General features: G+C 38.2%; 12 protein-coding genes, 1 pseudogene and 1 other annotated feature. Of the genes and pseudogenes, 2 read left to right on the forward strand and 11 right to left on the reverse strand.

Annotation, left to right across the window (positions count from 1 at the left end):
• Positions 1-8: 8 nt before the first annotated feature.
• Positions 9-1,319, reverse strand: a complete 1,311-nt coding sequence (locus tag F4694_RS08655) for a DEAD/DEAH box helicase (RefSeq protein WP_179596845.1) — start codon at positions 1,317-1,319, stop codon at positions 9-11.
• A gap of 253 nt (positions 1,320-1,572) precedes the next feature.
• On the opposite strand from F4694_RS08655, the gene F4694_RS08660 reads away from it, so the two are divergent.
• Both F4694_RS08660 and F4694_RS08665 read left to right on the forward strand, forming a co-directional pair.
• Positions 1,573-2,226 carry a YqfQ family protein gene (locus F4694_RS08660; protein ID WP_257029177.1) on the forward strand — a complete coding sequence of 218 codons (654 nt, stop codon included), beginning with the start codon at positions 1,573-1,575 and terminating at the stop codon, positions 2,224-2,226.
• Between the two features lie 266 nt (positions 2,227-2,492).
• Complete coding sequence (locus tag F4694_RS08665) at positions 2,493-3,431, forward strand: 4-hydroxy-3-methylbut-2-enyl diphosphate reductase (RefSeq protein WP_179596847.1); 939 nt, start codon at positions 2,493-2,495, stop codon at positions 3,429-3,431.
• A gap of 21 nt (positions 3,432-3,452) precedes the next feature.
• On the opposite strand, the gene F4694_RS08670 is transcribed toward F4694_RS08665, so the two are convergent.
• The 10 genes and pseudogenes from F4694_RS08670 to recO all read right to left on the reverse strand — a co-directional run bounded on the left by F4694_RS08670 (position 3,453) and on the right by recO (position 14,154).
• Positions 3,453-4,568, reverse strand: a complete 1,116-nt coding sequence (locus F4694_RS08670) for a Nif3-like dinuclear metal center hexameric protein (RefSeq protein ID WP_179596849.1) — start codon at positions 4,566-4,568, stop codon at positions 3,453-3,455.
• Positions 4,528-5,277, reverse strand: coding sequence for a tRNA (adenine(22)-N(1))-methyltransferase (locus tag F4694_RS08675; protein ID WP_179596851.1), 750 nt, complete (start codon positions 5,275-5,277; stop codon positions 4,528-4,530). Before F4694_RS08675 ends, F4694_RS08670 begins: the two co-directional genes overlap by 41 nt.
• Positions 5,278-5,356: 79 nt before the next feature.
• Complete coding sequence (gene cccA, locus F4694_RS08680; RefSeq protein WP_179596853.1) at positions 5,357-5,716, reverse strand: cytochrome c550; 360 nt, start codon at positions 5,714-5,716, stop codon at positions 5,357-5,359.
• 452 nt (positions 5,717-6,168) lie between these two features.
• A complete protein-coding gene (gene rpoD / locus F4694_RS08685) occupies positions 6,169-7,296 on the reverse strand; it encodes an RNA polymerase sigma factor RpoD (RefSeq protein WP_034675043.1) in 1,128 nt (375 codons plus the stop codon).
• 42 nt (positions 7,297-7,338) lie between these two features.
• Positions 7,339-9,150, reverse strand: a complete 1,812-nt coding sequence (dnaG, locus tag F4694_RS08690; protein WP_179596855.1) for a DNA primase — start codon at positions 9,148-9,150, stop codon at positions 7,339-7,341.
• Positions 9,151-9,227: 77 nt separating this feature from the next.
• Positions 9,228-9,531 (reverse strand): annotated as a pseudogene (locus tag F4694_RS08695) (DUF188 domain-containing protein).
• 364 nt (positions 9,532-9,895) lie between these two features.
• Positions 9,896-10,705, reverse strand: a complete 810-nt coding sequence (locus F4694_RS08700; RefSeq protein ID WP_179596857.1) for a pyruvate, water dikinase regulatory protein — start codon at positions 10,703-10,705, stop codon at positions 9,896-9,898.
• 66 nt (positions 10,706-10,771) lie between these two features.
• The gene (locus F4694_RS08705; protein ID WP_374757419.1) at positions 10,772-11,410 is read right to left on the reverse strand and encodes a helix-turn-helix transcriptional regulator; all 639 of its coding nucleotides are present in this window, start codon (positions 11,408-11,410) and stop codon (positions 10,772-10,774) included.
• 50 nt (positions 11,411-11,460) lie between these two features.
• Complete coding sequence (locus F4694_RS08710; RefSeq protein ID WP_179596859.1) at positions 11,461-12,843, reverse strand: glycine--tRNA ligase; 1,383 nt, start codon at positions 12,841-12,843, stop codon at positions 11,461-11,463.
• A 320-nt stretch (positions 12,844-13,163) separates the two neighbouring features.
• Positions 13,164-13,349 (reverse strand) — a binding site (T-box leader).
• A 52-nt stretch (positions 13,350-13,401) separates the two neighbouring features.
• Positions 13,402-14,154: a DNA repair protein RecO gene (gene recO / locus F4694_RS08715; RefSeq protein WP_179596861.1), complete on the reverse strand. Its 753-nt coding sequence runs from the start codon at positions 14,152-14,154 to the stop codon at positions 13,402-13,404.
• Positions 14,155-14,182 lie beyond the last annotated feature (28 nt).

Raw genomic sequence — 14,182 nt, forward strand, 5'->3', positions numbered from 1 at the left:
TTCCCGTTTTACTTCTTCTTTAATTTTCTTTGACGTTTTTTAATCTTGTCCATTTCCCACTGCATTTTCTTTTTGTAACCCGGCTTTACTTTTTGAGGTTTTTTGACCATAGTTTTGGCCGTCTTCTCTGCTTCGTCCTCTTTCTTTACACGGGTTTTTCTTTTATTTCGATCCTCTAATTCAACAAATTCCTCTTTTTTAAGATCGACGTACTTAAATTGTATCCCCATTTTTTCAAGGCGGTTCAATGCATCCTCGTCAGATATATCATATATTGTAAGAGCTACTCCAGTATTACCAGCTCTCGCAGTCCTACCCACGCGGTGAACATAAAAGTCTAGATCTGTAGGTAACTCATAGTTAATAACGTGACTGATTCCTTCAATATCAATTCCCCTTGAAGCCAGGTCAGTAGCAACAATATATTGGTACTCTAAATCCTGTATTTGCTTCATCATTTTTTTCCTCTCACGGGGGTTTAAATCTCCGTGAACGCGGGCAACCTTAAGACCTTTATTTATTAAAAAGTTCGCCACTTCTTCAGCCATTTTTTTTGTATTAGTAAAAACAATTGCTAAATATGGGTTGTATTGAATAAGCGCATCATGAACTAGTTGCTTTTTATTTCGGTGTCTTGATGGTAAGAGGTAATGAGTTAAATTTTCTGCCGTTTTTCTTTTCGCATCAATGTGAATCGTTTTCGGATTTTCCATGTACTTTTTAAGAAACGGTTTAAGTTTCTCTGGAATGGTTGCTGAAAATACTAGCATTTGCAATTTCTCAGGCATTTTCGCAGCTACCTGATCCAAATCCTCAATAAAGCCCATATCAAGCATCATATCGGCTTCATCCACGACAAGAACTTCTGAAGTATGCACAAAAAGTGCTTGTTCAACCATCAGGTCTTTTATTCTACCTGGGGTCCCTACCACAATATGTGGCTGTATCTTTAATTTATCAATGGTCCTTTGCTTGTCTGTTCCACCAATATAACATCTAGTCATGATTGCCTTATCAGGACTGCAATGCTCTGTCACCTTTAAAATTTGATGATAGATTTGCGAAGCAAGCTCTCTTGTGGGCGCAGTGATGACAGCTTGTACCTCCTGGCGTTCTGGATTGATTCGTTCTAAAATCGGCAAAACAAAAGCAAGTGTTTTCCCTGTTCCAGTTTGTGATTGACCAATTGCACTTTCATTTTTTAAAACTAATGGTATCATCCGTTCTTGAATTTCAGTTGGTTCAAAAAAACCTTGTTCCTTAACTGCTTCTATAATAAAAGGCTGAAAATTAAAACGTTCAAAACGATTTTGCTTCATGTTATTGCTCCTTATATATTAATATCTACCGTTTATGGAGTAAGTTTCTCACCTTAGCAAGAGCTTCCACTTTTCTGTCCATCGTATCATTATAGTAAAGATTGATATAAATAACCAGTTATTATCATCTTTTACCTTTAAACAACTTTTAATCATGAAAATTTACAGTTTATCCTTGTGTATATCCCTAAACCAAATTCTCCAAACTGCATAACTTAAAGCATAAGGCTTTATTTTAGAGGAGGACAAACGGATGCAGCAGCCTAGACAGAGATTTCCCATTCAAGGGCATATGGGTCCATATATGATGGGTCCCGGAGCTTTCGGGGGTCAACAACAAATGAGAAATCCATATGGAGGCAATGTACGAATGATGGGATACCAGCACCAATTTAACGGCGGCAGACCTATGAGGGGACAAACGATGGGAAGAGGACAAGGAAGAAGAAATGGCGGCGGATTACTATCCAAATTACTTGGTGGAAAAAAGCAGGGCAATCAATTGACCGGTCCTAGAGGTATGCAAACTGCAAACCGTGCTGTTTCAAATAGTTCTAGAGGAGTCGGCTCCATACTTCAAACCCTGAGCAATCCTGACAGTCTCACAGGGTTCATAAATAATACGCAACAGGTTTTAAAGACAGCCCAATCATTTGGTCCAATGATTCAACAATACGGACCAATCGTAAAGAATCTCCCTATGATGTGGAAACTATATAAGGGATTTAAAGATCTACCTACTGAGGAAAAATCTGGGGGCGATGATACCCCTATAACGGAAGAGCAATCCGTCAAAGTAGAAGAACAACCAAAACGAAAACCGAAAACGAAAAGGAATTTGGAAAACGAGCAAGTCGTAGAGCGAAAACAACACAACGGTCCTTCTATTCCAAAACTATATATTTAATTTTGTTTTGGGGTGCTGAAAAACAGCACTCTTTTTCTAATGGTGGAATTACTCTCGGATAACCCGATTTACTCTCACATAACTCCATTTACTCTCTCATAACCAGATTTTACTCTTGGATATCCAGATTTACTCTCACATAACCATATTTACACTCGGATAGGAAGACTCACTTTCCAAAAATGTATCTTTGTATTATTTCTATTAGTTTTATATAATAATTACATAGATTCAAAGTCAAATGTTCCTTAGGAGGACTTTTATATATGCAAATCATTAAGATTTCACCACGTGGATACTGTTATGGTGTTGTTGACGCCATGGTAGTTGCAAGAAATGCTGCATTAGACAAATCATTACCACGACCTATCTACATTTTAGGAATGATTGTTCATAATAAACACGTAACCGATGCTTTTGCCGAAGAGGGTATCATTACGCTTGATGGTAAAAACCGCAAGGATATTTTAGAGAAAGTAGATACAGGTACTGTCATTTTTACAGCACATGGTATTTCGCCTGAAGTCAGGGAGCTTGCCAAAAAGAAAGGCCTTGTAACGATTGACGCAACATGTCCTGATGTAACCAAAACACATGATTTGATAGAGGAAAAAACAAAACTGGGATATCAGGTTATTTATATCGGTAAAAAAGGTCACCCAGAGCCTGAAGGTGCAGTAGGTGTGGCTCCAGGTGCCGTCCACCTAGTTGAAACACCAAGTGATGTGGAAGCCTTAAATATTACAAGTGAAAAACTAATCGTTACAAATCAAACAACCATGAGCCAATGGGATGTTGCCGATACCATGAAAAAGGTACAGGAAAAATACCCTCATGCTGAAGCTCACAATGAAATCTGCATGGCCACACAAGTCCGTCAAGAAGCAGTGGCTGGTCAGGCGACTGAAGCGGATGTGACCATCGTTGTTGGTGATCCAATGAGCAATAACTCTAATAGACTGGCACAGGTTTCTGAAGAGATTGCAGGAACAAAGGCATATCGTATTGCTGATATCTCCGAGTTAGAAATTGATTGGATCAAGGACGCGAAAAATGTTGCCGTAACCTCTGGCGCATCAACTCCAACACCCATAACCAAAGAAGTGATTTCATTCTTGGAACAATTTGATCCAAACAACGAAGCTACTTGGGAACGTCGCAAAAATGTACCGTTAAACAAAATATTACCAAAGGTAAAAAAATAACCGGTCGCATGACCGGTTTTTTTATACAAACGTAAAGGGATCTGTGTTTATTTCGGAAGGGAAGATTTCTACTTCATAGCCAGATTCCTTGCACATTTTTGAAAGTATAGACGTAAGTCCTTTTTTCATTACTTTTTCGACGTTATGTCCGGGATCTATCATGTTTAATCCCTGCATCATCGCGTCATGAGCTGTATGATAATAAATATCACCTGTAATGTAGACATCTGCGCCTTTAAACTTCGCACTCATGAAATATTTATTTCCATCTCCGCCCAATACGGCAACTTTTTTGACACGTGATGATAAATCGCCAACCACCCTAACCTTATCGACTTCCAAAGCTTGCTTTACCCTCTCTGCAAATTCAGCGAGTGTCATTTCCTTAATCGTCCCGATTCGGCCAAGTCCAAGAATCTCACCTTTATTTTCAACAGGATAAACATCATATGCAACCTCTTCATATGGATGGGCCTTTATCATAGCGCTAATCGCCCTTTTTACCAAATGTTCAGGTACAATCGTTTCGATTCTTACTTCTTCAACTGCTTCTAAATGACCTTGCTGTCCGATATAGGGATTGGTGTTAGCTCCTGGTGAAAACCTTCCTGTTCCATCAGTAGAAAATGAGCAATTGCTATAGTTACCAATAAAACCCGCACCAATAGCTCCTAGGACCTTCCTAATCTCGTCAGCATGACTCACTGGTGTAAAAACAACTAATTTCTTAAGCTTCGTTTCGTAAGTAGGTACCAGCACTTCAGGGTTCTCCAAACCAAGTGCATTTGCTAGGAGATCATTTACACCGCCTGTAGCCACATCAAGGTTGGTATGGGCTGCATAGACAGCTATATCATGCTTTAACAATTTCTCAATCATTCTCCCCTGTACTGTGTCTGTTAGGACATTCTTAAGAGGCCGAAAGATTGGCGGATGATGGGCAATAATTAGCTGTACATTTCTTTCAATGGCTTCATCTATCACTTCTTCAAGAACATCAAGAGCAATCATAATTCTATCTATTTTCTTATTTAGTCGCCCAATTTGTAAACCTATCTTATCATCTACCATCGCAAGTGCCTTGGGCGAAAACTGTTCAAAAAGTTGAATGATTTGATGACCATTGGCTTTCTTCATTATCCAATACCTCCTCTACAAGACTAATTTTTTTGACAACCTCTTGTTTTTTCTGTTCTGTTTCAACAGAAGGTGCTGCACTTTCAAGCTGTTCGTAAATTCTTTTCCAATTCTTCATTTCTAAGAACCATTTCTTCTTAAAAGTCTGTTCCTTTCCTTGAAGAAGAAAAGGACCAACTAAAAGACCTGTTTCAATTGGTACATCACGATATGGCTTTAAAGGGTCTCCTTTCTCAGCTACCAATATTTCATATATTTTGTTATCCTCTTCCAGGATTTCCTCTCCAATCAATTCCCAATCATTATCGACTAGCCATTGCCTTATTGCAATTGCATTGATATTTGGCTGCAACACTAGTCTCCTTACAGAAGCTAATTTTTCTTTTCCATTTTCTAAAATAGATGCAATAAGACTCCCGCCCATACCGGCAATGGTAATACAATCTGCCTCTCCAGGCTGAATGACCTCCAACCCATCACCCATTCTTACCGATATCACTTCAGTAAGCCCTTCTGCCATCACATTTTTTTCAGCAGACTGATATGGCCCCTTTGCAACTTCTCCTGCAATCCCGTAAGATATTCGTCCATTTTTAGCAAGGTAACTAGGCAGGTACGCATGATCAGAGCCAATATCCGCTATCCTTGAATCCAAGGGAACATATTTTGCTACCGTTTCTAACCGAACTGATAATTTATCTGTATTCAAATCATTCACCACTTTTTATATAATACTTCCAGTATAAAAAAAGTCCTTTACAGAAGCAAAGGACCTTTTCAATAAACCATTATTTAATATTTGCTAACCAATCAGCCATTGCATCGGCTTCCTCGGGTTTAACCAAACCAGCTGGCATATTTCCTCTACCATTCGTAATCGTCTCTTTGATTTCATCTTTGGATAACCTGTCACCAACACCTTTTAGAGCAGGACCCATTCCCCCTTGATATGCATCACCGTGACAGCCGACACAAGAACCTGTGTAAATTTCTTCAGGTGCTTTTGCTACTTGTTCCGTCTCAGTACCGCCTTCCTTTTCGTTGGCAAGCTCATCCATATCCCCGAGGCCTTTGAAAGACAATAAGAACATTAGTCCGATTCCAAATACAAAAATTAGGATGTAAGGAATAACCGGATTTCGATTCATCATATAACCTCCCTTATGTACGTACCACTTAAATAAATATTCATCTACAAACAACTACTATTTTACTTTAAAAACATCAGAAGGAAAAGCCCTAAACTTATTTTGTCACGATAATATTAATAAAAAATACAATCGATGGCTAATATTTTTAAAAAATCAGCCTTTTTATCTTTCCCCTATATACCTATTCACAACCAATTAATGTTATTTTTGAATACGATTTTCTTAATAGCAACACATACTGCTCTGGGGCATTGTTGATGATTAATCATTATTAGAAAAGTGATTTGCTATTTTATTCAAAAAGATTACTTTTACCTATTTGCAAAGTGTAAAACAATTCAGTAAAATAAATACAAATGCGCAAATAGAAAGTGCTTTCATTTCCAAATTACAAAAAAATAGTTTACTTCTTTTTACAAGAAGTAAACTATAATTTATTTTTTAAGGTTCTATTCTAAGAAGTCTTTTAGGCGTTTGCTTCGACTAGGATGTCTTAATTTACGTAATGCCTTAGCTTCAATTTGTCGAATACGTTCACGGGTTACACCAAATACCTTTCCAACCTCTTCAAGAGTACGTGTACGACCATCATCAAGCCCAAAGCGTAAGCGAAGGACGTTTTCTTCCCTGTCTGTAAGGGTATCAAGAACATCTTCAAGCTGCTCTTTTAATAACTCATAGGCAGCATGCTCTGAAGGTGATGTAGCATCTTGGTCCTCTATGAAATCACCGAGGTGTGAATCATCTTCTTCACCGATAGGTGTTTCAAGAGAGACAGGTTCTTGCGCAATTTTCAAGATCTCCCTAACCTTATCCGGAGTTAGATCCATATCTTCGCCAATCTCTTCTGGAGTTGGTTCGCGGCCAAGGTCCTGAAGTAATTGTCTCTGCACACGGATAAGCTTATTAATGGTTTCAACCATATGCACAGGAATACGGATCGTTCTAGCTTGGTCAGCAATCGCTCTCGTGATGGCTTGGCGTATCCACCAAGTAGCATAAGTACTGAACTTAAATCCTTTGCGATAGTCAAATTTTTCAACTGCTTTGATTAGTCCCATATTCCCTTCTTGAATCAAATCAAGAAAGAGCATACCGCGTCCAACGTATCGTTTTGCAATACTAACAACAAGACGGAGGTTAGCCTCTGCCAGGCGTCGTTTTGCTTCTTCGTCGCCTTCCTCAATACGGTTGGCCAATTTTATTTCTTCTTCAGCAGAAAGCAGGTCTACTCGACCAATTTCTTTTAAGTACATACGAACAGGATCGTTTATCTTCACACCAGGAGGAACGCTAAGATCATTTAGATCAAACTCATCGTCATCTCCTTTTGCTAACTGCTTAGGGTTTGGATCTTCTTCGTCACTTTCTCCTACTAATTCGATTCCCTGATCACCTAGGAACTCATAAAATTCATCCATTTGATCGGACTCTAAATCAAAATTTGCCATTCTTTCCGCAATATCATCGTAGGCAAGGACTCCGGTTTTTTTACCCAGTACCGTTAACTGATCTTTTACTTGTTCGAAGGTCAATTCATTCTCGGCCTCTTTTGAACGGGCTGATTTTTCAGCCATATGTCCCCCTCCTTCCAGAATCAAAGACACTAAAGATGGAATCTATAGCGATTTCCGCAATTGACTGATTTCAGTAGCAATTGCAGCTGCTTTACTATAATCACTTTCTCGCTCTGCTTCTTTAAGTTCCACTTCTTTTTCTTTTATCTTTAACAATTTTTGATAATTCAACACCTGTTTGATATAATCAGTTAATTCTTGATTACTTAACTCGTCATTAATTGACATCATTTCAATGTCCGCGACTATTCTTCTAAGATTTTCATCTTGAATATAGGTTAAAAATGCACTAGAGTCAGGATTCATATGATCTTCGTAAAAACCAATTAGATAAGTTATTATAGCCTGATGTTCATCAGTATTAAACGTGTTGCCCTGCAATAAATCCTGAATCTTATAGGCTATATCCCGATCTTTTAACATATGGGCAATTAATCGCCTTTCAGCCGTATAATGTGCAGGCTTTAATTTATTCTCCTGTTTGACCAATACACGGGTCTTGTTAACTGGCTGCTGATTCTGACCACTTGAATTCCTTTTTTCTGTAAAGAAAATCTGCTTTAGCTGTTGTTGTAACGCGTCTAACGAAATCGAAAATTCAGATGCAAGCTGACGCAAATAATGATCTTTTTCAACAGCTTTTGTCATTTTACTTATTTCTTTAAGTATTGTTTCGATATAAGCAAGCCGTTCTCCTTCAATTTGAAGATTTTTTCCTCTTCGAAAGTAAAGAAATTTAAATGCCATCCATGTATGGCTTGCACCTATGACCTCGTTCCGAAACTTTTCTGGACCATTTTTTTTTATATATTCATCTGGATCAAGCCCATCTGACATCATAGCCACTTTAATGGTACAACCCGCGTCCATAAGCATATTCCCAGCTCTATAAGCTGCTTCAATTCCTGCCTTGTCTGAATCAAAACAAATCATAATGGATTGGGTATTTTGCCGTATAAGTGTGATGTGCTCTTCTGTCAAGGAGGTCCCCATTGTTGCAATACCGTTCTCCACACCAGACTTATCAGCAGCAATTACATCTGCAAATCCTTCAAAAAGAACTGCTTGCTGTAATTTACGAATACTGGGTTTGGCCAAATGAAAATTATATAAAATTTTGCTTTTATTAAAGATTGCTGTTTCTGGACTATTTAAATATTTGGGCTCCTCGGCCCCCAAAGATCTCCCTGAAAAAGCAATACAGTTTCCATTTCGGTCAAAAATCGGAAACATAATTCGATCTCGAAATCGATCAAAATAGGTTCCATCTCTTTCTCGTTTGATAATTAAGCCGGCTTTTTCCATTAACTCAGGAGAAAATTCTCTTTTGGTAAGAAATTTGTAAACAAAATCCCATGAATTTAAGGAATAACCAATTTGAAATTTATCAATCGATTCTCGGGTAAATCCTCTCTTCAGCAAATACTCTAATGCATGTTGCCCATCTTTTGTATTTACCAATAAGTGATGGTAAAATTTAGATAAAAGCTCATGTGCGTCAAGCATTGACTGAAATTCCGGAGAAACACTCTTCCCCTTCCCATTTCCTGAGAAGTTTACTTGTAAGTCAATATTAGCCTTTTCAGCTAATTTAATGGCTGCTTCTAGAAATGAGATTCCTTCCAGCTCCATTAAAAAAGAGAAAACATTTCCTCCCGCTCCACAGCCAAAGCAATGATAAATTTGTTTATCGGATGAAACGGAAAATGATGGGGAGTTTTCTCCATGGAAAGGACATAATCCGAAGTAATTTCGCCCTTGTTTTTTCAGTTGAATATATTCGCTAATAAGTTCAACTATATCAACAGACTGACGAATTTGATTGATTTTTTCTTCGGCAATCCGTTCTGCCATGAAAACATCTCCATTGTACTTATTCTACAAAGAAATCTAAATTCCTGCATTTTTCGACAAAATTTCTGTTAGTTGCTTCACAATTTTGAACGATCAACAGAATTGAAAGGCTTTGGTCCTTTACCATATACACCCCTTCTTCTTGCTTTAGCATATAGATAGCGCAAGTCAAGAGCAGTTTGTATTCCCGATCCATCATATACAATCCCGAATGGTTGTGGTACATACTCCTTTAGGAAGTGATACGGAGGTAAGTTCAATATCCTGTGTAACAGTAATATCCCCCTTTGCAGTATGATTCATGATGAATAAGTCCGCTGCTTCTTTTCTGGAATCAACATATTTCCATGTTGCATTACCATATGTAGTCTTATTGTTCATAAGAAGCGATAAAAAGAACTTTCACGGAAAATGTAGAAGCAATTTCGACAATTTCCTCTTTAACCGAGCATGAATCTGCATCTAAAAAAGTTGGAATGCCTTTTGTATAAGTATTAATTCTACATCATTCCGCATATTCCTTCTTTAAGATGCTAACTTTTTAGGAGCAGGCCCAAAAAGACTTATGTCGAATTTTTTTCTGTAGGTTCCCTTGACATCTAACAATAAATAGTTTATTCGTATACATGCAAGTCTAAACCTAAAAGATTCATTTTTATCACAATTTTTTATTATAGTACATTCTTTTATACTTTTCCATAGTTTTTTATGGTTAAATGAAAAACACATAATCTAAGATTATGTGTTACGCCCTTCTTTTATGAAAGTAATTTAGAATAACATTCGCTGTTTCTTCAACGGCCTTATTGGTTACATCAATAACAGGACAATTAATTCTATTTACTATCTTTTCAAAGAAGGTTAATTCATCACGAATTCTCTCAATATTTGCGTAGCTGGCCTGATCATTTAGACCTAAAGAGATTAACCGTTCCCGCCTAATATTATTTAGTTTCTGCGGGCTGATTTTAAGTCCAAAGCACTTCTCTGCAGGAACCTTATACAGTTCCTCAGGCGGGTCAACTTCTGGAACAAGCGGTACATTCGCAACTTTTAAACGTTTTAAAGCTAAATATTGTGACAACGGAGTTTTTGACGTTCTAGATACGCCGATTAAAACGATATCAGCTTTTAGTATTCCTCTTGGGTCGCGTCCATCATCATATTTAACAGCAAACTCAATGGCTTCGACTTTTTTAAAGTAATCTTCATCCAGTTTTCTTACGAGTCCTGGCTCACACAGTGGAGTTTTCCCGCTGAAGATTTGAATTTGGTCCATAATCGGACCTATTAAATCAACGGCATATATTCCTGCTTCGTCTGCCTTTTCCTTCATATACGCACGCATATCTGGTTTGACCAACGTAAAAGCGATCATAGCGTGGTCCATCGTTACAAGTGAAACTACTTCATCAATATGTTCCTTATCCTCAACATAGGGGAATCTTTTCAATGTCATTCCTGACCCATTAAATTGGCTGATTGCTGCTTTTGTAACTAATTCAGCTGTTTCCCCCACTGAATCAGAAACTACATATATGACAGGCGTAATCATTCTTCCTCAACAGCTCCTCTGGAAAATCTATTATTATATGCATTCAGATATTGAGATGTGAATGTATTAACCATTACCCAATGCCACGAATGCTTTTGTAATATTTGTCTTCGTAATTCTGCCAATTACTTCATATCCATTTTCTGATGGCCTAACGATAGGTAAAGCATCAATTTGTTTATCAATGAGTAATTTTGCAACATCGATTAAATTGTCATCCATTTCACACATCGTAATATTTGGCATTCTAGTCATAATGATGTTGATTGGTAGTGCGGTAAGCTCTTGTTTGCCAATACTTGCTCTAAGAAGATCCTTCCTTGATAACACACCCACCAAAAGAGAGTTTTGGTCTACTACAAATAATGTTCCCACATCCTCAAGGAACATTGTACAAATCGCATCATATACCGAAACATTTTCCTTTACGAGAACAGGGATTGAATTATAATCTCTCACACGTATTTTCTGGAGATTTTCAGTCAAAAGCTGAGTTCCTGATTTTCCTGTATAAAAATACCCCACTCGCGGTCTTGCATCTAAATACCCAGCCATTGTAAGGATGGATAAATCAGGTCTTAAGGTTGCTCTAGTTAAGTTTAGCTGTTCAGCAATGTTCTCCCCTGTAATCGGTCCATTGTCCTTCACAATTTGAATGATCGTTTCTTGGCGTTTGGTCAGTTCTATTTTTCTCACCACCATCATTTAATCCAATATGTAGAGGGACGGTAGGGACCGCACCCTCTAAATTCAGATTAAAACATAATTTTTTCTTGAATAAAGGTAACTAATTCAGCGATTGGTACGCGCGTTTGTTCCATTGTGTCGCGGTCTCTGATTGTTACCATATTGTCTTCTTTCGAGTCAAAATCATAGGTGATACAGAATGGTGTACCAATTTCGTCATGTCTTCGGTAACGTTTACCAATTGAACCTGCTTCATCATAGTCTACGGAGAAATGCTTAGCTAATGTCTGGAACACTTCCTTTGCTTCCTCGGAAAGTTTTTTAGACAACGGAAGAACTGCTGCTTTAAATGGTGCTAGTGCAGGGTGGAAGTGCATAACAGTTCTAGAGGTTCCATCTTCAAGCTGTTCTTCATCATAGGCATCGATTAAAAATGCTAATGTTACTCGGTCTGCACCAAGAGATGGTTCGATACAGAACGGAATATATCTTTCATTTGTTTCTGGATCAATATAGTTAAAGTCCTCACCAGAGAATTGCATATGCTGCTTCAGGTCATAATCCGTTCTTGAAGCTACTCCCCAAAGTTCTCCCCAGCCAAATGGGAATTTATATTCAAAATCAGTTGTAGCATTACTATAATGGGAAAGTTCATCCTCCGAATGGTCTCGAAGTCTTAAATTTTCTTCATTTAATCCTAATGAGTGAAGCCATTGCTCAGCAAAGTTCTTCCAATAATCAAACCATTTTAACTCTTCACCAGGCTTACAGAAAAACTCAAGCTCCATTTGCTCAAATTCGCGTGTACGGAAAGTAAAGTTTCCTGGTGTGATCTCGTTCCGGAAGCTTTTTCCGATTTGGGCAATTCCAAAAGGTAATTTCTTTCTCATTGTACGCTGGACATTTTTAAAGTTAACAAATATCCCTTGCGCTGTTTCAGGTCGCAGGAAAATTTCATTTGTGCTGGATTCTGTTACACCTTGGAAAGTCTTAAACATTAAATTAAATTGTCGTATACCGGTAAAGTCATGGCTGCCGCAATCCGGGCAAGCGATATTATGTTCTTTTACTAGCTCCTCCATTTTATCAAATGGAAGTCCATCAACGATCATCTCAATGCCCTTTTCATCAAGAGCATTTTCAATTAACTTATCAGCACGATGTCTGGCTTTACAGTTCTTACAATCAATCATTGGGTCGTTAAAGTTACCGATATGACCTGAAGCTTCCCACGTTCTTGGGTTCATTAAAATGCTTGCATCTAATCCGACATTGTAAGGTGACTCTTGGACAAATTTTTTCCACCAAGCTTGTTTGATGTTGTTTTTAAATTCTACTCCAAGTGGACCGTAATCCCATGTATTTGCCAGACCACCGTAAATTTCTGAACCTGGAAAAATAAAACCTCTATGTTTCGCGTGAGAAACAATTTGCTCCATTGATACTTTCATTTTGATTAGCTCCTCTTCAATTTTGGTAAAAAGGCTGTGTTAACAATGTTCTGTTGATTAGAGCTCCAGGCACTTCGCGCACCTTAGGGCGGTACGGGGAGCCTCCTCGGCGCTGAAGCGCCTGCGGGGTCTCCCCTGCCCCGTCCTCCCGCAGGACATTGAATAAGCTTCCTCGAATAAGCATCGCACGAAGAAAATGCGATAGCATTTTCGAGGATCTTCGTGCCTTCCGCTCCATTCAACAGAGTGCCAAAATTAAAACTTGCTTCAACACAGCCAATGATAAATAAAAAAACTCCCGCCTCTATGCTTATGATAAGCATAGGGACGAGAGTTACCCGCGGTTCCACCCTATTTGCCGCCAGTCTATAGCAGCCTCTTTTATGTGTTTTACACACATGATATGCTCAAGAACGCCTTCCTTAGGTCCCTATACCCTAGCTCACACCATCCTAGGTTCGCTTTTACAGAGATTGCTAAGTACTCTTTTCCATCATAGCAACTATTTATTATTAAGACACATAATATCGAAATCTAAAATAAATGTCAATAAGTCAACTATATTTGATTTCGAAATTTTTCCATTGATTGAAGAAATTTCTTTGTTTTTAAATAAAGACCGGAATATTCTTCGTAGTATGCTGTGATAACCTGTTTCAACTCATCCTTTGTTTCTTGCTTTACGGAGATGTTTCCTAATCTCGCGAGATCAAAATAATAAAATAGACGTAATAATTTTACAGATGATGGCGATAATTTATAATGGTATGGATCTTTTTCGATACATCGGTGGCATATAAACCCGCCTTCCCGAATGGAAAAAGAAAAAAGTCCGTCTGTGCTGCCGCAAACGGAACATTGATTTAGAATTGGGTGTAAGCCCAATACATTCAGCATTTTCATTTCATAGATATTCATCAGAATATCTGGATCATATCCTTCATTCAAATAATTAAGGGTTTGAAACAGAAGTTCGAAATGAAATGGGTTTGGTTTTCTATCATCCGTACATTTATCAGTCAATTCAACAATATAACTTGCATATGCGGTTAGGAATATATCTTCACTAATCCCGCGGAGGCTGGTAATCATTTCTCCCTGCTGTACACTGCCTAGTCCAGTTCCTCTTTGGACTAGAAAGTAACCGTGGGTAAAAAGCTGGGTAATGGAGGAAAGCCTGCTATTGGGCTTTTTTGCCCCTCTAGCCATAACACCGATCTTCCCCCATTCCCTTGTGTATAACGTGATGATTTTATTGGTTTCACCATAATCTGTAGTTCTAATGACAATGCCTTCACACTTTTGGAGCATTTCCGTCACCATCCCGATACATTAGACA

The organism is Neobacillus driksii, assembly GCF_013409995.1.
In the GTDB taxonomy this organism is placed as follows: domain Bacteria; phylum Bacillota; class Bacilli; order Bacillales; family Cytobacillaceae; genus Neobacillus; species Neobacillus driksii.